Raw genomic sequence first — 23,481 nt, forward strand, 5'->3', positions numbered from 1 at the left:
ATTATTTGCAATGAATGCGTGGCCGCTTTCACCTGCTAAAAGCTTTCCCGCAGAGCAAGCAGAAGTTCGCTTGCAGCAAGCAATAGAAAATCCTGAGTACATGCTGCATCATTGGATCGATTTGCCTACTTCCCCTTCCTCACGCAGTAAAAAAGTACATCACCTAAGTCTAAGAGAAGCTATTTTGTTGGCACTACGTTATAACCCTAATATTCAAAATGCAGAGCTCGATCGCATTGTCCAACGCTACCAATTACGTTTGGCGAATAACCAGTTTGAATTACAATATGCTTTAGGCGCATCGGGAGTCATTCAAAGAAGTACTTTCAACGGGGTCGGTACAGGTACCACCCGGACCTTCTTAGCGAGTCCTGAATTCAATTTGAGAACAAAACACGGAACTGAAGCTAATTTATCCATTAATAATAATGTCAATGACAATAATAATTACAATCCTGTCTTAAATTTTTCTGTAACCCAACCTTTATTAAGAGGATTTGGCAAATCTGTCAACGAAGCAGCGCTCCTGGATGCCAAAGACAATGAATGGTTAAACAAACTGAATTTACAACAATCCGTCGCAGACCAAGTCACGCAGGTTATAGTCGCTTATCGCACTCTGACTTTGAGCGGAAACAATTTGCAAAATCAGCGCTTACAACTAAAAGAAGCTAAAAAATCCTATGAAATTAATGAAAAAAAGATAAAAGCCGGTCAATTGGAGCCGACAGGAAATATTCAACAATCCTATCAAATTGAATCATTAAGTTTAATGGTAGAACAAGCAGAAAATGATTTTCAAACTGCAGCACAGGATCTTTTGCAAACCATAGGCTTAGACCCAGAGATGCATATTTCTGTTCCAAGTGACGTGGTTTTGGAAAAAATCTCTGTACCTAATTTGCAGCAATCTATTGATTTGGCATTAAAAAACAATACGGCTTATTTGGCGCAAAAAATTGCGCTAAGAGCAGACGAACGAGCTTATAAAGTGGCTAAAAACCAACAACTATGGCAATTGGATGTTTCAGGTAATGTGCAAAGCGGTGTTTTAAATGATGTTACAGGTGTCAATGGAGGTTTAAAAGGTATCTACAACGGGAATAATATTACCGAAGCAGCTCGTGTGACTTTAACTGTCCCCTTTCATGATATCAGCCGACGCAGCCAGTTAATTAATGCAAAAGTGCGCTTGGAAAAAGATCGTTTAAATTTATTGGCGACCAAACGCGCCCTGATCACCAACATCACGAATACAATTAATAATATAAACAGTTTGGCGAAACGTTACCAGTTAGCCCAAAAGCAAGTAAAACTGGCTGAGCAATCTTATACATTGGAAAAAAAGAAACAGCAAGCCGGAATAGCCAGCGCTTTGGACGTAAATAATACACAAAATCAGTTGATCCAGGCACAATCAGGTCTTATTAGTGCTAAAATTGCATATCTTAATCAGATATCCAATTTGCAAAGAACCTTGGGAACCACGCTGGAACATTGGCAAATTAAATTAAGGTATGGTGGATGAACAGGTATTATAAAATATCAAAAATAATTATTTTATTATTTACATGTACTTTTTTGTTTTCTTGCGGGAATCAAGAAAAGCAAAAAACTGTAGCGTTAAATGAATATAAAGTAGAAGAGCAGGCGCTCCAGAAGACCTTACATTTTACAGGTACAGTACAACCTTTGCATGAGAATACCTTGGCCAGTCCAATGGAAGCAGTAGTGGAAACAATGAATTTTCATTATGGCCAAAGGATAAAAAAAGATGAGGTGATTTTAACCCTCAACTCAACAGATTTACAAAAACAGTTTAATGATGCATTAACCGAGTATCTAAAAGCAAAAGACAGTTACAGCATCGCAAAAGCCAAGTTTGTGGGAACTCAAGATCTATGGGATTCTGGCTTATTGTCTAAAAATAATTACATGAGCGAAAGGTCCAATGTGGATACAAGCCGAATCACATTGATGCAATCAACACATAAACTCACGGAAATGTTAGAAAAGCTTGATGGAAGTAGTCCCAAAAATTTATCCGCATTAAGTTTGGGTGATTTTGAAAAGATAAAAAAAATATTAGCATCACAGCATAATACCATTCATTTAAAAGCATCCAGAGATGGGGTGCTGCTATATCCCCCTAAAGCAGGTGAGGATAAAAGTGTCCGTGTCACGGTAGGCTCCACTGTGAAACCTGGCCAAGTAATAGGCCTTATTGGCGATTTATCGGGTATAAGAATCGAGATCGATGTTCCTGAAATTGATATCACGCAAATTAAAGCAGGTATGGAAGCGATTGTGACGGGAGTTGCTTTTGGTAAATATCAATTAAAAGGAGAACTGGTTTCTGTAAATGCCCAAGCCACAAATAACAATGGATTACCTTTTTTTACAGCAGTTGTGGAGGTAAAGGAACTCACCCCAGAGCAGCAGCAATGGATTAAAGTGGGTATGAGCTCGTCAATTGAGTTAAAAGTAGATAGTGGAAAACAACTGATTATTCCCATCAACGCGATTAAGAGAGAAAAAGGGCAAAGTCTTGTTCGTCTCAAAACCAAATCAGGTTCCATTGAAAAAAGAGTCATCACAACAGGTGCTGCACAAGCCGATTCAGTGGTGGTTGAAACGGGGTTAAAAGCTGGTGATGTGGTGGTGTATGGATGATCTCGTAATTGATTCCCAAAAACAAAAAATAGGGATCGAAAATGAAGATTCGCAAAAAGTAGAACCCAGTCTCACTGTTGGTAAGAAGACCCCTCAGCCGCTAATGGTTCTAAAAGATATTGTTAAATCTTATCATCTTGAGGGAATTAGTACGACGATCTTAAAAGAAATATCTCTCACTGTTTTTGAAGGTGATTTACTTGCTATTGTGGGAGCGTCTGGTTCTGGTAAATCTACTTTAATGAATATCCTGGGATTATTAGATAAAGCCGATAAAGGAACTTATTGGCTTCAAAAACGTAATGTAGCAGCTTTAAGCGATGACGAGGCTGCAGAATTGCGAAACCAGCATATCGGTTTTGTTTTTCAACAATTCAATTTATTACCAAGATTTAATGCCATGCAAAATGTGGCTCTGCCGCTCATTTACCGGGGCGTAGGATCTGCTGAAATGAAAGAGCGCGTTCTTGAAGCGCTTGACCGCGTCGGCATGCAACAATATGCGCACCATCGCCCCACACAATTATCTGGCGGACAACAACAGCGTGTTGCTATTGCCCGAGCTCTCGTGACCGAGCCTCAAGTCATTTTGGCCGATGAACCCACAGGTGCACTGGATTCTCGTACTGGTAATGAAGTCATGAATTTATTTTTAAGTTTGAATGGCCAAGGGCGAAGCATCATTATGATTACTCACGATGAACAAATAGCTGCCTTATGCAAAAGAAAAATAATTCTAGTTGATGGTGTGGTGATGTCGGAGACGGGATTATGAAACTGAGCGGACATTGTCAACAAGCATTAGTCAATTTGACAGCTGCTAAATTGAGATCTTTCTTGGCTGTGTTAGGAATTTTAGTGGGTACGGCGGCAGTGGTTGCTTTAATTAGTTGCGGTCAATTGGCAACCGAGAAAGCATTAGCACAATTTAAAGCATTAGGTACCGATTTACTGGCGATTTCTGTTTTCCCAAAAAATACAGACAAATCTTCGTCGAGTATGGAATCAATCTCAATTGAACAATGGGAGCAGTTGTCTGAACGGATCCCATCTATTGTGAACATGGCACCTTATAGTACCGCCTATCAACCTCTGAGTTTTCAGGGAAAAATGATGCAAGGGGTCATCATCGGGGCTAATGAACACCTACCGGAGATTGTCCACATCAAATTGGCTGCCGGGCATTTTGTATCCTTTGTCGAATCTTATGAGCATTATTGTGTGATTGGGGCAGGTTTGGCCCGCCAGATCCGGGAGATCAGTTATGATGATCCCATAGGGAAACAATTACGGATTGGCCAATCTTTATATACAATAATTGGCGTTGCTAAAAAATGGAAGGAAAACGGTTTTTTCAATGAGGACATTAATCAGGCCGCCATCGTGCCATTGGGCGGCATTGGCCTGATAAGTAAAGATGCCAAAATAAATAATGTGGTTTTAGAATTGAAACCCGATAGCCCTATAGATGAAGTGATAGAAGAAATAAAGCAAATCATTGGCTCAATGGCTCCCAAGCTTAGTGTTTTTTCTCGGAGTGCCAAGCAAATTATTGCGAGTATGGAAAATCAGGGGCAAATTTTCACCTTACTGCTTGCTGTCATTGGCGGTATTTCCCTTTTAGTAGGCGGAATCGGCGTCATGAATGTGATGTTAGTCTCTGTAAGTGAGCGGAAAAAAGAAATCGGTATCCGTAAAGCGGTTGGCGCAAAAAACAGTGAAATACAAGCCCTGTTTCTGGTGGAGTCGGTAATGCTTTCATTATTAGGAGGCATACTTGGGGTTATTTTAGGATTGATTTTTACACGTATATTGGCTTATTTCAGTGATTGGGAATTTTCCATTTATCTCCTCCCCCCTGTAGCAGGATTTTTGGTCTCAGCTGCTACGGGCATATTCTTCGGCTTTTACCCTGCACTTCGTGCAGCTAAATTAGAACCTGTGGTCTCTCTGCGAAGTGAATAAGAATAGAGAGTTCACTCACTCGATAGAAAATTGGAATTCTTGTTTCAACGCTTTTAAATTTATTATCTTCTGCACACAATTGGAAATCTATTTCATCAGCAAAGCATGGGAAATTGCAGGGATAGATTACCGCCTGCGCAGGAATGATGCTGATGCTCATTCGATTATAAGTAGCAGATTTCACTTGGTCCCCACAATCCTGTTCAAGAAGTCAAAAATTATTCTATTGCACTGCCTCTATAAGTACCTTATGATGAAAAAAATTCATTTTATCATCTAAATGGACTTGAAAATGCTTAAAAAATTTATAGGGGTTACGACTTTAATTTACGGGTGCTTTTCTGTTGCCTTTGCAGATTCACCTACCAATACATTACAAAATGCTACGGTCAATAAATCCATTCCGTCCAGTTATATGCCTGTAGTAATTAATGAAACCTTTGACAGCGTTTTGCAACGCATGAGTAGTGCAAAACAAGAAATAAACGAAAAACAACTAGAGCTCTTAAAACAGCGATATGATTTAAGTAATAAGCCTTCTAAAACAGCAACAATGACTAATGGAAAACCGGTCCAGGAGGGGGTTCGTGTGAAGCTTCCTACAGGAGTGACCTGGGAGCAATTATCCAAAATGAATCCTGATGACATAAAAAAACAGGGTCTATTTCCACAGGGTTTTTTACCTTTACCGCATCCAAACCATCCAGAAGGGGGAATGCTATTTCCCAAATTTGCGATTAATGAAATTAAGAGGCAAGAGGGAAGAGATTTAACGCGTTTTGATTTGGACTATGACATTCCAGATCATTTTTTACCGCCTTTCCCAGCACCGATTTATCTGACCACACGTCCGGATCTTGGAGATGTTTCTCAAGGAAAACTGGTTACCATTGAAAATTATTTTGAATTATTTAATGGAATATTGAATCCAAAACAATTGGAAGGTTTACGCTTGCTGGTGACCCCATTTCCACAACAACAATTTAACCAAACTGATGATAGACGCACAGTAAAACCCAGCCGTGGGGTTGCCTGTTTTGACTGCCATGCCAACGGCCATACCAATAAGGCGACGCACTTGGTGGGAGATATAAGACCTCAGGAATTTCGCCATCGCATTACCACGCCCACTTTACGCGGCGTCAATATTCAAAGATTATTCGGATCTCAACGCGCATTGAAAACGGTCGAGGATTTTACCGAATTTGAGCAAAGGGCCGCTTATTTTGATGGTGATCCTGTCATTGCAACGAAAAAGGGAGTCAACGTTTTGGAGCGTGGCAGCCAGGTTCAATTTATGTCCGAATTGCAAGAAATTCTTGACTTTCCTCCAGCGCCTAAATTAACTTGGGAAGGCAAGCTGGATCCTGCCAAAGCGAATCCAGCAGAGCTACGAGGCCAGGAATTATTTTTCGGTAAAGCCAAATGCTCAAGTTGTCATACGCCTCCATATTATACTGACAATACCATGCATAATTTACAAACGGAACGTTTCTATCAACCGCAACTCATTCATGGTATGAAAGCAGTGGGTGATGGACCCATCAAAACATTTCCTTTAAGAGGAATTAAAGACTCTCCACCTTACTTACATGATGGGCGATTATTAACTTTGGCAGATACAGTAGAGTTTTTTAACCTTGTATTGCAGTTGCAGCTAACTCAAGATGAAAAGGCAGATTTAACGACCTTTATGGAAGCGCTTTGATACTCATTGGATCATTCCTTCTCTTTGTCAAGCTGTGTCGTAGCCGAAGTGGCTGCAGTGAGAATCCTGGTATTTAAATTAACCGGTTTTCATTGCACGCCAGGGTTTTTGTTTTCTAAAATGGTCTATCTTTAAATATTAAGATGGCAAAGTACTAAAAATCAGGGGGAAGGGCTATGAAAAAATGGGGACTTGCGATAATCGCATACGTTCTGGTAAATCATGTTGCCTTCGCACAACAAAATTGGAATGAATGGGTTGCAGGGATTCGAGCAGAGGCATTACAACAAGGCATATCACCTGAAGTTTTTGATGAGGCATTTGCCAATATTCATGAACCAAGCCATCAAATTAAAGGTCTGTTGCGTTCACAACCGGAACATCGGCTTACGTTCATTAAATATCGAAACACTCGGGTAGACAATTACAGAATTGCAATAGGTCGTAAGGAATTCAAAAAGAACCAGGCAGTGTTAGAAGCGGTTGCCAAACAATATGGTGTGAATCCCTGCTTCATCGTTTCTTTTTGGGGAATGGAAACAAGCTATGGGACTTATATGGGCAATTTTCCTGTAGTGAAAGCTTTGGCTACTTTGGCATATGATTCCAACCGCAAGGAATTCTTTCGTAAAGAATTGTTTATCGCCTTAAAGATATTAAATGAAGGCCACGTCGATCTCGCTGACTTCAAAGGGGAATGGGCAGGTGCTTCAGGGCAACCCCAATTTTTACCTTCAAGTTGGATTAAATATGCCGTAGATTATGATGGTGATGGCCGAAAAGATATATGGAGAAGCAAGCCGGATGTTTTTGCTTCCATTGCAAATTATATGAAACAAAATGGCTGGCAGACCGGAGAGCCTTGGGCAATTCAAGTTAAATTGCCGCGCAAGTTTGATATGGCAATGACCGGCAAAAATATTGTGAAACCGGTAGGTGAATGGAATTCAATGGGCGTGCGTACTGAAAGTGGTGAAGCATTACCTTATCAAAATATGCAAGCCAGCATTGTTCAACCATTAGGCGGACCCACCTTCCTAACTTTCCCAAATTATAAAATGATCCTTCACTACAACAATTCAATTTATTACGCAGGAGCTATCGGTTATTTAGCAGATAAAATTTGTCAAGGACAGAAAAGGTAAAGCGTATGAGCGATTATCTTGATAAAACAGCGAGTCTAACTCCTCTGGCAAAGAGGGTAATCTGTGATAAAGCCACCGAATACCCTCACACTGGAGTATACAATTCTATAAAACAGGAAGGAACTTATTTATGTAGACGATGTGGGTTCGCTTTATTTCGCGGATCAAGCCAATTTAGCTCAGGATGCGGCTGGCCAAGTTTTGATGATAATATTGTCCATGCAGTGAAACAAATCCCGGATAGTGATGGCCGGCGTACCGAAATTCTTTGTCTTCGTTGTAGTGCCCATTTGGGCCATGTCTTTACGGGTGAGTATTTCACCCAAAAAAATTTACGCCATTGTGTTAACTCAGCGTCCATTGATTTTGTTGCCGACAGTACAGTATTAGATACTGAAGAGGCAATAATGGCAGGGGGGGGTTTCTGGGGTGTTGATCATTATTTAAAGCAAGTTCCGGGAGTACTTCGCGTCGAAGCAGGGTATACCGGTGGGGTCGTTTCTGATCCCAGTTATGATCAAGTGTGTCAAGGAAATACAGGTCATTATGAAGCAGTACGTGTGATTTATGATAAAGATAAAACGGATTATCACCAAATTTTAAAACGCTTTTTCGAAATCCATGATCCCACTCAAAAATCCGGACAAGGGCCTGATATAGGTCCTCAATACCAGAGTGCTGTTTTTTATTATAATCAGGAACAATTAGAAGAAGCAGAGACTTTAATTCAAATGCTCAAGAAAAAAGGATACCAAGTTGCGACCCTTCTTCTTCCAGTGAAAACATTTTGGCCAGCAGAAGAATACCATCAGGATTATTATAACAAGCATCAAAAAGCACCTTATTGTCACCAACCAGTCAAGCGGTTTGATTAATTTAAGTTGTTGCGAGGCCTAAAATGGAATTTACTTTACGAATTGCTAATAAAAAAGATACAGACAAAATCTTTTATTTATTAAATAAAATGGCTGAATATGCGGGAAAAAAACCTGAAGAAAATCTTTTGACTTTCGAAAAAATTAAAGGGCACGGTTTTGGTCGAGATAAGTACTTCAAAGTCTTACTGGCCGAATATGAGAAAGAGCCTGCTGGCTTCTCCATTTATTTTTTTTCCTATTCTGCCGCTTCAGGGGCTCCTATTCTGTACGTAGAAGAGTTATTTGTAGATGAACTTTACCGTAATTATGGTTTAGGAACTAAATTATTAGCGAATTTGGCTTATCTCGCATTAGAAAAAGAATGTTGCCGGATGGAAGGGCATGCCTTTACCTGGGATAAAGCCGCTATTAAATTTTATGAATTTTTAGGAGCACATCCACGTACCGATTTGTTGCAATTTCGGTTAGAAGAGGAGCCGCTTAAGAAACTGGCGGAACAAAAATAATGATTAAAATTATTTTATTTTTTTCATAACCATCAGCAGAAGTGGAACTGCCAATAATTGTATTACAATAGAAAAAACAACTAAAACATGAATGGAAATATCATAGAGTACACCCATTAAAGCACTACCCAAAAACCAAAAAATACCAAATCCTGTATTGAAAATTCCATAAGCGGATGCTCGGTGTGTTTTAGGGGTGATACCAGCAATAATGGCCCGCATCAGCGATTCATGGGCACATACACCAATACCCCATAAAACGATACCGATTAATGCCAGATTGGCGTTGCCAAAAAAGACGAATGGCGCAAAAAAACAGGTTAGTAAAGAAATGATTACTAAAATAATGAATCCAGAACGATCATAGAAATATCCAAGGAGCGGTGCGCTAATAATATTGATTCCCTTAGCTATGGCATAGGATATGGGAATCCAAAGCGGAGACAACAAGGCTGTTTTTTGAAAATGATAAGCCATCAAAGGAAAATCTGCGTAACCAGCAGCAATCAGGGATGCTCCCGATAAATATATCCAAAAAGCTGAGTTTTTATTTATATCGGACACTTCAAGTGTATCATGGTGAACTTCTAATTCCTGGGGACGTGGAAAAAGCCGACATGCAATCAATAAAGTACTTAGCGCACCTATTGCAGGTAGTAAAAGCAATGCGAAACAATATTGATATCCTAACTTGAAATAAAGAGCGAGTGCGATAATTAATGGACCCAGCATAGCACCTGTTTGATCCATTGCCTCATGTAATCCAAAAGCCCAGCCTAATCCTCTTTGATGACCGGCATGGGCAAGCATGGCATCGCGCGCCGGTGTACGAATCCCTTTACCTATTCGCTCGGTTACAATAAGAACGGCTGCAACCCACCAATCTTCTGCTACAGCTAATAATGGAACAGCTAATAAATTGCAGGTATAACCAAACAGAGTTATAGTCCAATACTTACGAGTACGATCAGCGAGATATCCGGAGATTATGCGTAGTGCATAACCTAATAACTCTCCCAAACCAGAGACAAAGCCCACAATAGCGGCATTAGCGCCAAGTAAAGCCAAATAAGGTCCAATAATACTGCGAGATCCTTCATAGGTCATGTCAGCAAAGAGGCTTACCATGCCGGTGAGGATAATGAATTTTAGTGCAGCATCCTTCGCCAGTCCTTTGGAGTGATTCAAGAGTCTATCCCTAAAACCTGATTAAAACTTGAGTCTAGATGAAAACACAGAAAAAAACGAGACAATTATAGGTTGCATGGCATAACCCTGGTTTCTTTAATTTTATTATCTTAGGTTCTACCAAGTAATGACTCACTTTGTTGATGAGATGGATTCCCGCCTGCGCGGGAAGAACAAGATCTTTAACTCTGTTTGAAGGGATTCTTCTCTGCACGGAAATGACAGACTAAATCAATGTGTCATTCCCGCGAAGGCGGGAATCTATCCCTGCAAATTTTACCAGCTTGGCTGAGGAGATGAATTCGATGGTGATGCGTGGATCATACAAAAAATCCAAAATTCACAAATTAATATGGCTTTAAATACATATGTTCAAATCCCGAAAATGACAAACTATGGTGTTTTCTTTGAGGAGGTTTATTTTTATCAAGGCATAACCTAGGGAAGTGGGTTATCAAGGCTTTGAAGATACTGTGCATTTCAATTCTGGCCAATTTTGCGCCGAGGCAAAAATGGCTGCCGTAACCATAACTGAAATGCTGGTTTTGCTTTTCGGTGATCGTAATGGTATCTGGATGGGTGAAAAAATCTGGATCCCGATTCATTGCATGAGTTGATATAAAAATCACTTTCCCTTTTTCGATGAGTTGATTGCCAAGTTTCGTTTCATTTTTAGTAACCCGGAATATAAATGTGACTGCGGGATCAAGACGATTGCATTCTTCTATATACACATCAAGTGAATCAAGATTATTTCTTAACCGGGACCAAAGCCCTTGCTCAGAGAGTAAAATAAATAAATTATTACAGAGTTGGTCTGTGGTTGTAACTTGCCCAGCCACCAGCATCATAATTGCCTGAGAAATAATTTCATCATCGCTAAGTCCAAAATGAGATTGATGTTCTAGCAAAATACTTAAAAAATCATGACCTGCTTTTTGACGGCGAGAAACAATCAAATCAGAGAAGTAATGATATAGCTGCTTGGCACTATGATTTACTTTTATTCCATCCTCATCTTTATAGCTGGTGGAACCGCCAAAAAATTGAGTCATATTATTAGACCAATGATAAAAGTCCATACGTTCGCTATGAGGAATGGCAAATAATTCTGCCAGGGTTACTGAAGGAATGGTTTGTGCCATTTGGCTAACAAAATCAAAATGTTTACTTCCCGAAAATTCCAAAAGACAATTGGATACGGTTTGCTGAATCAAGGGCTTTAATTGCTCTAGAGTTTGATGGCTAAAGCCATGGTAACAAATACGTCTGCGATCGGTATGTTCTGGTGCATCACTCATCACCATCATTAGACTTACTACTTTAAAAAAATCAGTAATAAGGTTTAAATTCATTTCCGGCATCCGGGAGATAAAAAAAGGGGAGCGATCACAACTGAAATCTTCACTGGTGAGTACCTGCTTGGCTAATGAATAAGAGGTAACCACAAAAAAATGACCTGCTTCCCACCAAAATATGTCACCCATTTCACGTAAGTGATGACTGAATTGTTCCGGTGTAGTCGTTTGTTTCAGCTGCATTAAGGTATAGGGTTTCATAATATTTGGATCCTTCTTAAATGTCTTGGACTATATTGTTGGAAAGAATTTCGGCCATGCAAGAGTGAAAAGTTATCAGCAAGCAAGAAATCTCCTTGCTGCCATTCATGTTGGTATAAGTTTTCTTTCATACGCATTTGTTGACTTATAGAAGATAAAATATTATGGGATTCATCCTCACTTTTACCGCTGACTTTAACGAGTACAGGATTTAAATAATCCTCTCCTACGGGTTCTGCAAAGCGCATAATGGTTTGATTTGTATCTGGATGGACATCGACGAGTTTCCGAGTGATCGAACCACCGTAATGAGCCACTTTTTCAGTTTGAAAACTGAGATTGTATTGAAGCCATTCTTTTTTCTGGTCGTCAGTTGCATTTTGCCAGACAAACTCAGTGTTTACAAAAACCGTTTCCCCGCCATTTCCTATATTGGGTGCCTGCAGACAATGAAATAGTAAGAAACGTGGTTCTTGATAAAAAGCGCCATCCCAATGCAAGGGGACATCTCCTTCAGTAAATAAATAGTTTTTTGGTTTTTCATCTACTTTCATCTCCATTACTGGGCCAAAATCCCAGGAAAGCAATTGCGCCTGGCTTTGGCAATAATTGAGTAAATTATCGCGATCCAATGATTTAAAGCCTCTTAAAAGGACGATTTTGTATTGCGTCACCAGTCGTAAGATCATTTTTAATGGCTTACTGGTCAAGCCAGATATACCATCCGCTTGAATGGTATAAGGCTTAAATTGAATTGTGTGATTCATTAACTCGCCTCCAAAACGTAGTGATCCTCATTAAAACGTGCCCCCATTTGTTCTGCTTCTTGTCTTTTTACGAGATGCCATCTATGGCCGTTTTTGACTAACACATTATGCCAGGGAGTACTCCAGCGATTGGATACGGGTAAAAAATGGATGCCCATTTTTTCAGATCCACAGGCTTGAGGGTGTATGGATAAACGCACAGATTGAGGAAAATAGCATCTCAGTAATTGTGACCAAGCATTAGAGCGACGAATCACTTCATAAGTGGTTTTTTTGGCTTCTTGCCGTATTTGGTTTTTGGTTTGTCCGGGTTTCAAGGCGAATTGATCTTCTATGATGAATCGATGAATCCCATTGAATTGGTAAAGGGCGCTTGGATCCAGAGATAAGCTCTTCTTTAATGAATCTAAAGGTTGTGCAAATTCAGACATTAATAATTCCCGCATCATGGTGAAATTGTGAGTTGGATAAACATTGTCCAGCGAGAAAGTAGACAAATGGGATAATTGATAATCTTGGATAATCCGGTGAATTCCTTTTTGATAGACATCCACATGGGCGTCACTGACTAAAACCAAATCATTAAAGACACGACCATCGGAACAAATAATTAATTTAACACCTACAGGATAAACTTTCTGCATGGTTTGACAGAGTTCATTGAGATTGGTCAAGCCTATAATTTCACCTAGGTCAGGATTTTCGGATATGGTTTTTTGCCGATTCGCAGATTTTGCTGGGAAAGCAGGGAGGATTAAAGTAAGTATTCGTTGCTCCTTCACCGCTTGTTGAATCTGATGCCGTGGGTGTCGGATACATTCACTGCATAAAATACCACGGCACGTTTTTTCAGAGAATTCATTTAATCTTCTATGATGGAATAATATTTCTAATAAAGCAGATGTTGTATCTTGCTCAGTAGCTATTGACATTCTTGTCTCCAGTTTGTTTTGTATTACCCTGCCATCACCAAACAGGCCGCGCCTAATGACTTACATTATTGCGCCTTAGTGAAGCGATGGCTCAACCTACAAAAACTACTTCATCTTTCGAAAAAATAGATTATGTAAAAAGAATATAAATTGATAATATTAAGTTTGAATTAACTTAATAATATTAAATTATGGAAATAGATTTTGACGCACTTCGCGTCTTTGTCGTGGTTGTGCAAAGTGGCGGTTTTAATGCGGCAACCCGGGTTTTATTTAAAAGCCAGCCTGCGATTACCTCCTCAATAAAAAAGCTTGAGGAGCAACTCAATTTAATGTTATTTGATCGAAGTCAATATCGACCTACGCTCACAAAGGAAGGAGAAAAACTCTATCATAGAGCTCAGTCATTAATAGGTCATTGGAAGAACATAGGCCAATTTGCAGGGCAACTCCAAACAGAGGCAGAAAGTGATATTACCATTGCAATCGACGTTTTTTTCCCTTTATCCAGTTTGAAAAATTTGTTGCGCCACTGGATTCTCAGTTTTCCAAGCACACAATTTCATTTTTTGTCTGAATCACTTGGAGGAGCTTGCGAACGTTTATTGAGAAATCAGGCAGATTTGATCATCAGTGAGAATTTAATCACCAAACAAGCAGTAGAAGTGATTCCTCTTCGCTCTGAATTTCTTGTAGCGGTCGCATCTCCAGATTTCATTCAGCTTTACAAAAATCAATTAGAAGACTTGGATACACTTTCGGAATGCATGCAAGTAATTCTACGTGACTCCTCGCAGTCTGATTACTCCTTTGGAGTAATTGAACATGGGCACCGATGGACGGTCCGTGACGTGATGGCTAAAAAAGACATTATTGTTGCAGGTCTTGGCTGGGGGAGACTTCCTTTGTATCTGATTTCGCAAGAATTGGCAGACGGTCGATTATGCTATTTGCAAGGAAATCATTTTGATAAAAGACTGGTTAATTTGGAAGCAATACGATTACAAAAACCTGCTCGGGGCCCTGTTGCAGAACAGCTGTGGCATGATTTAAATAAAAATTATTATTTTGAATGAACTAACTGCTCATTCGAACAGCACTTTGTCTGCTGCCACCGCTCATCGGTAGTATTCTAGATTTACTTGATTATAGATTCCGCGAACAAGTCGCGGAACGTGGAAAGAATGAACCAGGCGCGGAACGTTGAAAGAATGTACAAGTCGCGGAACGTTGAAGGAATGAACCAGTCGCGGAACGTTGAAAGAATGAACCAGTCGCGGAACGTTGAAAGAATGAACCAGTCGCGGAACGTTGAAAGAATGAACAAGTCGCGGAACGTTGAAAGAATGAACAAGTTGCGGAACGTTGAAGGAATGAATATGTCACGGAACGTTGAAGGAATGAATATGTCACGGAACGTTGAAGGAATGAATATGTCACGGAACGTTGAAAGAATGTACAAGTCGCGGAACGTTGAAGGAATGAACAAGTCGCGGAACGTTGAAGGAATGAACAAGTCGCGGAACGTTGAAAGAATGAACAAGTCGCGGAACGTTGAAAGAATGAACCAGTCGCGGAACGTTGAAGGAATGAACAAAGTCGCAGACGTTGGGAGAATGAATTCAAAAAAGTCGGGCATGCTGGAAGTAAACTCTTTTTGCATTACCCCTGCCGACGCACCGCGGCTTGTCCGCGGTGTCTAGATTATTACTGCATTTTAATGAATCGACACGAAAGATAATAATTCTGATTAAGATACCTGATCTTTTTTATATTGTTCATCAGCCTCTTTCGCCTGACGTTGATTTTCCTGCAACTGCCATGCATTCAATTGTTGCTGCCATAATAAATAGGCCTGAGCTTTAAGCTGGTTTAATTTTCTTACCAGCATGCCGAGATGGATTGCCAGCATTGGTAGTTTCTTTGGTCCAAATACAACAAAGGCAACCATAAAAATAACCAGAAGCTCTCCACTGCTCATGATGATTTACTATCTTCTTTGGACTGTTCGCTGGTTGGAGCTTCATTTAATGCTTTACGGAAATTCCTAATCGCTTCTCCCAGATCAGTGCCTATTGTTTTTAATTTAGAAGTACCAAAAAGAGCAATAATAATCACCAAAATTAATAATAAAGACAGAGGGCTGATACCACTTAATCCCATGTTAGTTCCTCGCATTACGGTTAAAAAGTACAAACAAACCCGTTAAGACAGCTCCAGTCAAAGCAAGAGCAGCAATTTGTTTGTCATGAATTAAATCTAAATAATCCAGCACGCTGACTAATAGAAAAGTTAGTCCTGCACCTATGGCCACACTATTCCATTGGATTGCAGGTTTTTCATTTTCTGACAGTTCATTTGCCAGCTCTTTTTTTGTTATTAATTCTTCTTTTTTAAGTTCGAGATATTCGAACAGCAATTTAGGCATATGGGGTAATTGTTCTGCAAAAAAGGGCAGGTTTTTTTTCAGTTGTGCAAAGAACGCCTTGGGACCTATTTGATCTCTGACCCATTTTTCAAGGAAAGGCTTGGCGGTAGCCCACAAATCCAGGTCTGGATAAAGTTGCCTTCCCAACCCCTCTACAGCGAGTAAGGTTTTTTGTAATAAAACCAATTGCGGCTGCACTACCATATCAAAACGACGAGCTACCTGGAAAAGCCTCAGGACGACTTGTGCGAAGGAGATGTCTTTTAAAGGTCTTTCGAAAATTGGTTCACACACAGTTCGAATGCTACTTTCAAATTCGTCGACACGGGTATTTCGGGCAACCCAACCTGATTCGACATGTAACTCAGCGACACGTCGATAATCCCGGTTAAAAAAAGCCAGAAGATTTTCAGCTAAATACCGCTTGTCATTATCATTTAAGGTGCCCATGATGCCAAAGTCGATACAAATATACTGAGGCTCCTTTGGATTTTTATAAGAAACAAAAATATTCCCCGGATGCATGTCTGCATGAAAGAAACAATCACGGAATACTTGCGTAAAGAAAATCTCAACACCACGTTCGGCCAATTTTTTTATATCTACCCCGTGTGACTTCAGGCTGGGTATGTCCGCAACAGGTATACCATGAATTCGTTCCAGAACCATGACATTCGTGCGTGAATAATCCCAATAAATTTCTGGTATATACAGAATCGGCGAATGTTCAAAATTGCGCCTTAATTGAGCGGCATTTGCTGCCTCTCTCATTAAATCGAGTTCGTCAATTAAAGTATGCTCAAATTCAGTAACAATTTCTTTAGGCTTTAAGCGTCTTATCTCAGGCCAATACCTATCTGCCCATTTTGCAATCGTATGCATAATACTTAGATCCTGCTCAATGATCCGTCGCATTTTAGGCCGAAGCACTTTGACAATAACTTCTTCGCCGGTTTTCAAAGTAGCTGCATGAACTTGCGCCATAGAGGCGGATGCTAGAGGAATAGAATCAAATTCTGCAAAAACTTCATAAGGCGACATCCCGTAGGCTTTTTCTATTATCGCCATTGCAAGTTCACTTGAAAAAGGAGGAACATTATCTTGTAATTTGCTCAACTCTAGAGCGATATCCAAGGGCAGAATATCCGGGCGTGTTGAGAGTGCTTGGCCAAATTTAATAAAAATCGGACCCAGTGCCTCCAAGGATTTGCGAAGCGCTTCGCCATGGGTTAACTGTTCTTTACGGAACCAGTTCCATGGATTTAAATATATGATAAAGCGCAGGGGGGCAAATAAGCGTAATGATACGACGACATTATCAAGCCCATTCTTAGCCAGAATATAATTGATATGAATCAGGCGAACGAGTTTTTTAATGGATTTCATAATGATTTAGCAACTGATTGATATGGGCCTGCAGGCGCTCAACACTTAAGGATAACTCATCGACTTCAGCGAAAAAATCTTCCAGCTCGTATTTTGTAGGTAGCACGCGCAATTCTTCATTCAGGTATTCCGATATATTTTGACGCATGGATTCATCAAATTTTTTCTTGAAGGCCATTCCCTTTCGTACGAAAGAGCCAATTTGATGCGCCACGACATCTCCCGTAAAGTGAGCAAGATGGCCTTCCCAATCAATATCCATTTCATCAAAAAGTTTTTTTACTTGTTGCCCTAATTCAATATCTCCCTTCATCCGAATTTTATCATTAAATAAAGATCGCGCTTTGGATGCAGGTAATAAACTGAGCCGGATTAAACCTAACGGATTGCTATGAATGACGGTATCTGCTTCTCTATCGAAACGATCAAGAAGGATTATCTCACCGTCCTTAAATAGAATAAAAAAATTAACGTTTAGAGGACTGATAATCATTTCCAATGATTTATTATCAAGGGTCCTCAATTTGGCCGGCATGTTTTCATCCAGCTTGGCAGCTTGATTGATGGCTATTTGCAGAGCTTTTAAAGAATATTTTTTTAACATGGTGCGCTCAATATTTATAGGCAATGTGTAGGGCAACGATGCCGCCACTTAAATTATCATAATGACAATCTTCAAAACCCGCATGCTCAATCATTTCCTTCAATTTTATTTGGTTTGGATGCATGCGTATGGATTCAGCAAGATATTGATAACTGGCTTTATCTTGCGCAATGAACTCTCCTATTTTAGGTAAAATATTAAACGAATACCAGTCATATATAGGTTTTAAACCCGGAAAAGTAGGCGTTGAGAATTCAAGAATCATGATTTTTCCACCGGGTTTGCAAACACGATACATTGAACGCAGTGCTTCGTCCTTATCGGTTACATTCCTTAATCCAAATCCCATGGTAATGCAATGAAAGGTATTGTCAGCAAAAGGCAGGCATTGGGCATTCCCTTGGACGTAATCAATATTTTGGTATAAACCTTCATCAAGCAAACGGTTCCGGCCGACATTGAGCATGGCCGAATTAATATCGGCCAGGACAACAAGGCCGGTAACTCCTACTTTTTTACAAAGCAGCCGTGTTAAGTCTCCACTACCTCCAGCAAGATCCAGAACAAATTGTCCAGGACGTACATGACTTAGTTCTACCGTGTAACGCTTCCATAGGTGGTGAATACCCAAAGACATTAAATCATTCATCACATCATAATTTTTAGCTACAGAATGAAAAACTTCAGCAACCTTTTTTTCTTTCTCATCCCAGGATACGGTGGAGAAGCCAAAGTCTGTTTTTTTATATTGATCAGCCATAGGGGAGCAGGATTAATTATTTAGTCCACCATATTAACTTATTTTATTATAGATACACAGTCTTTGGATGGATTATACAAGACAGCGGATGAGAATTTTGTGAGCTCAGTACCAATTTTTCAAAGTGATAGGACATATGAAGCACAAAATTGGTTTCATGCTTCATTATTTAGAATAAGATTCGTTTCAATTAAAAGAATTAACTTAGTTCTTGGGGTGATTTTCCTTTGATGCTTCGTTTACTTCTTCCTCTTCTCTCGTACGCTTTACTTCTTTCTTGTAAAAGGAAAAGTGGTTATCTGTACTCGAATTATTATTATTATTCTCTTCGAGCTTTCTTTTCTTTTCATTGCTAACCCCAGGACTCACCATTTTGAGATGGCGATCATATTCAGGATGTAAAATAAAATTTGATTTTGGAATATAGGTATCAAAAACTGGGATAGCTTCACCCTGGCTTGATATTTTTTTAAAACAGTCAGTTTTTGTTCCTTTGGTATTGAACATGAGGGCGCATCCTTCTAAAGAATCTCCTATCTTGTCGTATAATGCATCAGCCGTGATATCCCCTTTGCATTCTCCTGTGTAAAGTAAAAAATCTCGAGCCTTGGGATCTATTTTGATTTCGAATTGCTCAAGGAATTGCGCCATTTGTTTCAATCTGGCATATAAATCAAGTCCGAAGTGATTTGTTGCCACTCCATCCTGCATAGGTTGTGCAAGGATGACTTGCACAGGCTTGTTATCCGTAGTTCTACCCTTATAAGCAGCGTAAGCATGGGAAAAATTCTCGCCATCTGCAGAAGGAGTTAGAAAAGGTTCATTCCCGGATTGTTTTCCACCAAAAGCCAATAGAGTTCCATGTTCATCCAAAACCAAACAACAAGCTTTGGTAAATGGTGCATAGGATACGCAACACTGCTCTTTAGAAGGAGGATTTACATTTGATTTTGATTGCATTTTAACTCTCATGAATATTTAATGATCTAATTGTACAATATAAATATTAAGAGTTTCTTAAGAGAGCAATTGGTCGGCGAATTTCACCTTTTTGGCGAAATTAAAGAAAAAAGCTTAATTTCGGTTCTTTATAACAATCATTCGAAATAACGGAAAAAAATTATTGTAAAACAATAAAATATTATTATAATGCAGTGATAAATTAATAATGGAGAGATCATATTGTGAACAAAATTAAGAACACGAGTCATATTCTTTACTTATTATTTTGTTTTCTTTTTTGGTTTATTCCCATCACTACGTCACTTCTAATCTTATTTAAATTCGATTGGATGTGTTCCATAGGTGCCTGGTCTTCTTTCATATCTGTCGATCAAATACATGATTCACACCAGTTTTCTTGGATTCATAAAGGAATCATATTGGCTATAGAGTGGTTGCCCTTAACCATCACTCTTTTGATTTGCCGCAATCTAGCCCATCTTTTCCATCTTTTTGAAAGGGGGGATTTATTTGAACAGGAGAATATCAAATTAATAAAGAAAATTGGCATTTGTATGATTTTTGGCGAATTGGTGCAATTGTTCTACCAGCCGCTGATGACCGCAGCGCTTACTTTTAATAATCCAAAAGGGGAACGTATTGCGAGCCTTACCTTAAAATCGGCTAATTTATCTACTTTAATAACGGCTTTTATTATTTTGGTTGCTTCCTGGATTGTTCAAGAGGCGCATCAACTTAAATCAGAAGCGCAACTGATAATTTAAGGAATGACCTGTGTCTATTATCGTAAATCTTGATGTGATGATGGCAAAGCGCAAATGCAGACTTAAGGAATTGGCAGAGGCTATCGGTATTACCGAAGCGAATTTGTCAATTTTAAAAAATGGAAAAGCAAAAGCCATACGCTTTGCCACGCTCGAAGCCATTTGTGCTTATCTTAAGTGCCAGCCTGGAGACATTCTGGAATACCAACCCAATCTACAGGATGGTCCAGTTGCACAAGAAACAACTCATCCACTTTTGAAGGCATAGGGGTAATCATTTGGACTTTCGCTATTGTAAAGTTTAAAGATTCCCCAAGGCTTGCAAATATTGGAGTTCATCAGGAGGTCTATTATTTTTTTGGGAAAGCCATAAGCACTCTGCCAATTGCTCCATCATTAAATGTTCTACCATTAATGAATCAGCGTATTTTTTGATTAAACTTTGATAAATCGCATGAATGCCGACAGGCCGATCAGTCATAACTTGTTCTCTAATCGCCAGATGGAGACCCATATGTAAAAATGGGTTCTGTTCTCCTGATTCGGGAAAATAGGACTGCTGTTGAAACTTATCCTGGTTTTCAAATATTTTATGATACTCAGGATGGGCTAATATCACTTGGACAATTTCATTTTCTAATGGCGACAGAAGTTGTTTTTGTTGGTATTTCAACCAACTGGAAAAATACATTTGTCTTGTCTCTTGAATGGTATCGCCGTAAAACATGCATTGCTCTATATGAATAAATCCTTGAGTTTAACTGAAGTGGATTAGAACAACAATGAAAGTTTTCCTGCGGTTAACCCGCTAATTGACATCGAATAATGATTATGAGATATTCGTATTGCGAGGTTGGACTTGCTATGTGTCATTCCACTGGGTCAATTGGCGACACACTGATTGGCCCTTTCTCTACATCGCTCTCCCTATCATTTCAGAAATTAAGCTTAAACAATCCTTTCCGAGTTTTATTCCAATAAATGCCATCAGCAAACCACTAACAAACTCAACTCCTTTCCATATGGACGTCCTTGTTAATATATCGGCAAAATATGTTGCAGTAAAAGTCAAAGAACTGAACCAAACAAAACTTGAGGTAAGCACGCCCATCAAAAAAATGTGCTCCTGATGGGGATAGCCGCTGCTGCCACCGCCAATAATGACTAATGAATCAATAATGGCATGTGGATTGAGTATACTAAAACCTAAAGCGAGAAGAATGATTTGCGTTCGATTACGTGGTTGAGTTATATTTTCTTTTGACTCAGCTGGCTTAGAAAGCGCATTAGATAATGCCTTTGCAGAATAAAAAAGCAAAAAGCCCGTACCTAGCAGTAACATCCATACTTGCAGAACCGGACGCACGAGTAATAACTCATGTAAACCTGCGATGCTGGAACAAATTAAAATAAGATCACAGACAAAGCATATCACTGCAGACAGCACTGCATGATTTTTCTGTGCCCCCTGTTTGATTAAAAAAACATTTTGTGGTCCCAAAGCAATGATTAAAGACAAGCCTAGAAGCAAACCATCAAGATAAACGAACATAGTCGTATGTGTAAAAATAATAAAAGATAGCGATTATAACATTGCAACTTATGCATTGTGGAGTATAAAATGCGTCGATTATTCTGTCTCCGCAAGAGAAGCGTACAAAATAAGAACAAATAGGAGGGGGCGTGGGCTCTTTGTTAGTAAGAAAGCTAATCGTTATCGCTACTATGACGATGCTTGGCATGACAGGTCAATTTGCATATGCAGAAACTGCTACTGTACCTGCACCTGTTTCAGAGAAATTACAATTACATGATGGATTTTATCCAGTATATCCACCGACTACGCCAGCCACGGGTGAACAACAAAATTTAATTCAACGGGGTGAATATTTGGCAAAAATGGGCGATTGCATTTCTTGCCATACCAATGTTAAAGCAGGTACTCCAGCTTATGCAGGCGGGTTACCTATAGCGACCCCTTTTGGTACCTTTTATAGCCCGAACATTACTCCAGATAAAGAAACGGGTATTGGTAACTGGACAGAAAAGGATTTCATTCGTGCACTAAAAGATGGTCGCGATCCCAAAGGCAGAAATTATTTCCCCGTATTTCCTTATGTTTATTTTTCTAAAATTACCGATGATGATGCGCGTGCTTTATATGCGTACTTTATGAGTTTACCGCCAGTTAAATTAGAAAATAAATCATTGCCTTTTCCTTTTAATGTTCCAGGAGCAAGGTTTACGCTTTGGGGTTGGAACTTATTATTCTTCTTCCCTGAAGAGAATGAAATTAAATATAATAAAAACCAGTCTCCTGAGTGGAATCGTGGAAAATACATTGTTGATGGATTAGGGCATTGCAGCATGTGCCATACCCCCTTAAATCCATTCGGCGCCCCAAAAAATAAATACTATTTAACCGGTGGTTTTATTGATAACTTTTGGGCTCCCAACATCACCAAATATGGTTTGGAATCGGCCACCCACCAGCAAGTCGCTGATGTATTTAAATTAAATCAGCTGATAAATAACGCAGGGCCTGTGGCAGGGCCTATGGCTGAGGTAAATCACAACAGCTTGATGTATCTTACTGATGAAGACAGGATGGCTATGGCGATATACCTTAAAACAGTCGTCAGTGAAGAACCCTTGGGGCTGCCTCCATCAAATGACCCTCCTTCCCTGGATCGTGGAAAGCAGGTGTATTACACAGCATGCGTTATTTGTCACCAGGATGGCTTCATGACAGCCCCCTTATTAGGAAATGCAGCAGGCTGGTATGAGCGATTAAAAAGCAGTGGGCTTACTGGTTTATATCACCATGCAATTAAGGGATATAACTCAATGCCCGTAAAAGGTGCTTGTGTCACCTGTTCGGATAACGACATTATTTCTGCAGTGGATTACATATTAAATGAATCGTTAACCCGCACAGAACTTATTGATCTGAAAAATGGGGGTGCAGCGAAGTACCCAGCTAACGGAGAATCGATTTATAACGAGCATTGTGCAGTTTGCCATAACGATGGTAAAAATGGTGCACCTAAAATTGGCGATCAAGCAGCATGGAAACCCCTGATTGCCAAAAATATGGATGTATTAATTGAGAACACAGTCCATGGTAAAAATCATCCGAAAAACGGAGGTTGTAACCAATGTACTACAAACGAAGTCATTGAAGCAGTGAAATATATAGTCAGTAAATCTAAAACTGAAGGAAACTACTCATTATGGTAGTGTTTTAGTGATAAT

General features: G+C 39.5%; 25 protein-coding genes. 12 read left to right on the forward strand and 13 right to left on the reverse strand.

Features of this window, described 5'->3' with window-relative positions; all coding sequences use genetic code 11:
* The first annotated feature begins 10 nt into the window (after positions 1–10).
* The 8 genes from BU07_RS0113590 to BU07_RS0113625 all read left to right on the forward strand — a co-directional run bounded on the left by BU07_RS0113590 (position 11) and on the right by BU07_RS0113625 (position 8,875).
* Complete coding sequence (locus BU07_RS0113590) at positions 11–1,528, forward strand: TolC family protein (RefSeq protein WP_242601890.1); 1,518 nt, start codon at positions 11–13, stop codon at positions 1,526–1,528.
* Complete coding sequence (locus BU07_RS0113595; RefSeq protein ID WP_031566904.1) at positions 1,525–2,673, forward strand: efflux RND transporter periplasmic adaptor subunit; 1,149 nt, start codon at positions 1,525–1,527, stop codon at positions 2,671–2,673. Before BU07_RS0113590 ends, BU07_RS0113595 begins: the two co-directional genes overlap by 4 nt.
* 103 nt (positions 2,674–2,776) lie before the next feature.
* Positions 2,777–3,448 (forward strand): ABC transporter ATP-binding protein, encoded by a 672-nt coding sequence (locus BU07_RS0113600; protein ID WP_031566905.1) that lies wholly within the window; start codon positions 2,777–2,779, stop codon positions 3,446–3,448.
* Positions 3,445–4,638 (forward strand): ABC transporter permease, encoded by a 1,194-nt coding sequence (locus tag BU07_RS0113605; RefSeq protein ID WP_031566907.1) that lies wholly within the window; start codon positions 3,445–3,447, stop codon positions 4,636–4,638. The genes BU07_RS0113600 and BU07_RS0113605 overlap by 4 nt, the downstream gene beginning before the upstream one ends.
* Before the next feature lie 292 nt (positions 4,639–4,930).
* Positions 4,931–6,346, forward strand: coding sequence for a cytochrome b6 (locus BU07_RS0113610; RefSeq protein WP_031566910.1), 1,416 nt, complete (start codon positions 4,931–4,933; stop codon positions 6,344–6,346).
* Positions 6,347–6,522: 176 nt separating this feature from the next.
* Positions 6,523–7,491 carry a lytic murein transglycosylase gene (locus BU07_RS0113615; protein WP_031566912.1) on the forward strand — a complete coding sequence of 323 codons (969 nt, stop codon included), beginning with the start codon at positions 6,523–6,525 and terminating at the stop codon, positions 7,489–7,491.
* A gap of 5 nt (positions 7,492–7,496) precedes the next feature.
* Positions 7,497–8,366 carry a bifunctional methionine sulfoxide reductase B/A protein gene (locus BU07_RS0113620; protein ID WP_031566914.1) on the forward strand — a complete coding sequence of 290 codons (870 nt, stop codon included), beginning with the start codon at positions 7,497–7,499 and terminating at the stop codon, positions 8,364–8,366.
* Between the two features lie 23 nt (positions 8,367–8,389).
* Positions 8,390–8,875, forward strand: a complete 486-nt coding sequence (locus BU07_RS0113625; protein WP_031566915.1) for a GNAT family N-acetyltransferase — start codon at positions 8,390–8,392, stop codon at positions 8,873–8,875.
* Between the two features lie 9 nt (positions 8,876–8,884).
* Here BU07_RS0113625 and BU07_RS0113630 read toward each other — a convergent pair whose 3' ends face one another.
* The 4 genes from BU07_RS0113630 to BU07_RS0113645 all read right to left on the reverse strand — a co-directional run bounded on the left by BU07_RS0113630 (position 8,885) and on the right by BU07_RS0113645 (position 13,321).
* Positions 8,885–10,063 (reverse strand): MFS transporter, encoded by a 1,179-nt coding sequence (locus BU07_RS0113630; RefSeq protein WP_031566918.1) that lies wholly within the window; start codon positions 10,061–10,063, stop codon positions 8,885–8,887.
* 347 nt (positions 10,064–10,410) lie between these two features.
* Positions 10,411–11,622, reverse strand: coding sequence for a cytochrome P450 (locus tag BU07_RS0113635; protein WP_031566920.1), 1,212 nt, complete (start codon positions 11,620–11,622; stop codon positions 10,411–10,413).
* Positions 11,619–12,389: a TauD/TfdA dioxygenase family protein gene (locus tag BU07_RS0113640; protein WP_031566922.1), complete on the reverse strand. Its 771-nt coding sequence runs from the start codon at positions 12,387–12,389 to the stop codon at positions 11,619–11,621. The genes BU07_RS0113635 and BU07_RS0113640 overlap by 4 nt, the downstream gene beginning before the upstream one ends.
* Positions 12,389–13,321, reverse strand: a complete 933-nt coding sequence (locus tag BU07_RS0113645) for an isocyanide synthase family protein (protein ID WP_031566924.1) — start codon at positions 13,319–13,321, stop codon at positions 12,389–12,391. Before BU07_RS0113645 ends, BU07_RS0113640 begins: the two co-directional genes overlap by 1 nt.
* Positions 13,322–13,512: 191 nt before the next feature.
* On the opposite strand from BU07_RS0113645, the gene BU07_RS0113650 reads away from it, so the two are divergent.
* Positions 13,513–14,397: a LysR family transcriptional regulator gene (locus tag BU07_RS0113650; RefSeq protein ID WP_031566925.1), complete on the forward strand. Its 885-nt coding sequence runs from the start codon at positions 13,513–13,515 to the stop codon at positions 14,395–14,397.
* Between the two features lie 62 nt (positions 14,398–14,459).
* Here BU07_RS0113650 and BU07_RS17750 read toward each other — a convergent pair whose 3' ends face one another.
* The 7 genes from BU07_RS17750 to BU07_RS0113685 form a co-directional block, all read right to left on the reverse strand.
* Positions 14,460–14,984: a hypothetical protein gene (locus BU07_RS17750; protein WP_244913832.1), complete on the reverse strand. Its 525-nt coding sequence runs from the start codon at positions 14,982–14,984 to the stop codon at positions 14,460–14,462.
* An 87-nt stretch (positions 14,985–15,071) separates the two neighbouring features.
* The gene (locus tag BU07_RS0113660; protein WP_031566928.1) at positions 15,072–15,302 is read right to left on the reverse strand and encodes a Sec-independent protein translocase subunit TatA/TatB; all 231 of its coding nucleotides are present in this window, start codon (positions 15,300–15,302) and stop codon (positions 15,072–15,074) included.
* The gene (gene tatA, locus BU07_RS0113665; protein ID WP_031566930.1) at positions 15,299–15,484 is read right to left on the reverse strand and encodes a twin-arginine translocase TatA/TatE family subunit; all 186 of its coding nucleotides are present in this window, start codon (positions 15,482–15,484) and stop codon (positions 15,299–15,301) included. Before tatA ends, BU07_RS0113660 begins: the two co-directional genes overlap by 4 nt.
* Before the next feature lies 1 nt (position 15,485).
* Positions 15,486–17,135 (reverse strand): ubiquinone biosynthesis regulatory protein kinase UbiB, encoded by a 1,650-nt coding sequence (ubiB, locus tag BU07_RS0113670; protein ID WP_031566932.1) that lies wholly within the window; start codon positions 17,133–17,135, stop codon positions 15,486–15,488.
* Positions 17,122–17,739, reverse strand: coding sequence for a ubiquinone biosynthesis accessory factor UbiJ (locus BU07_RS0113675; RefSeq protein WP_031566933.1), 618 nt, complete (start codon positions 17,737–17,739; stop codon positions 17,122–17,124). The genes ubiB and BU07_RS0113675 overlap by 14 nt, the downstream gene beginning before the upstream one ends.
* Before the next feature lie 7 nt (positions 17,740–17,746).
* A complete protein-coding gene (gene ubiE, locus BU07_RS0113680; RefSeq protein ID WP_031566935.1) occupies positions 17,747–18,499 on the reverse strand; it encodes a bifunctional demethylmenaquinone methyltransferase/2-methoxy-6-polyprenyl-1,4-benzoquinol methylase UbiE in 753 nt (250 codons plus the stop codon).
* Between the two features lie 204 nt (positions 18,500–18,703).
* Entirely contained in the window at positions 18,704–19,459 is a 756-nt protein-coding gene (locus tag BU07_RS0113685) for a hypothetical protein (protein WP_031566937.1), read from the reverse strand.
* Positions 19,460–19,683: 224 nt separating this feature from the next.
* Here BU07_RS0113685 and BU07_RS0113690 point away from each other — a divergent pair, with 224 nt between their 5' ends.
* Both BU07_RS0113690 and BU07_RS0113695 read left to right on the forward strand, forming a co-directional pair.
* A complete protein-coding gene (locus BU07_RS0113690) occupies positions 19,684–20,226 on the forward strand; it encodes a DUF2975 domain-containing protein (protein ID WP_031566938.1) in 543 nt (180 codons plus the stop codon).
* 10 nt (positions 20,227–20,236) lie between these two features.
* Positions 20,237–20,494, forward strand: coding sequence for a helix-turn-helix domain-containing protein (locus tag BU07_RS0113695; RefSeq protein WP_031566940.1), 258 nt, complete (start codon positions 20,237–20,239; stop codon positions 20,492–20,494).
* Positions 20,495–20,527: 33 nt separating this feature from the next.
* On the opposite strand, the gene BU07_RS0113700 is transcribed toward BU07_RS0113695, so the two are convergent.
* Both BU07_RS0113700 and BU07_RS0113705 read right to left on the reverse strand, forming a co-directional pair.
* Positions 20,528–20,953: a DUF1841 family protein gene (locus BU07_RS0113700; RefSeq protein WP_031566943.1), complete on the reverse strand. Its 426-nt coding sequence runs from the start codon at positions 20,951–20,953 to the stop codon at positions 20,528–20,530.
* Between the two features lie 186 nt (positions 20,954–21,139).
* Positions 21,140–21,778, reverse strand: coding sequence for a LysE/ArgO family amino acid transporter (locus BU07_RS0113705; protein ID WP_031566945.1), 639 nt, complete (start codon positions 21,776–21,778; stop codon positions 21,140–21,142).
* A gap of 131 nt (positions 21,779–21,909) precedes the next feature.
* Here BU07_RS0113705 and BU07_RS0113710 point away from each other — a divergent pair, with 131 nt between their 5' ends.
* On the forward strand, positions 21,910–23,466 hold the full coding sequence (locus BU07_RS0113710; RefSeq protein WP_031566947.1) for a c-type cytochrome: 1,557 nt from the start codon (positions 21,910–21,912) through the stop codon (positions 23,464–23,466).
* Positions 23,467–23,481 lie beyond the last annotated feature (15 nt).

Origin of the sequence: Legionella wadsworthii DSM 21896 = ATCC 33877 (assembly GCF_000701265.1) — a bacterium.
In the GTDB taxonomy this organism is placed as follows: Bacteria; Pseudomonadota; Gammaproteobacteria; order Legionellales; family Legionellaceae; genus Legionella; species Legionella wadsworthii.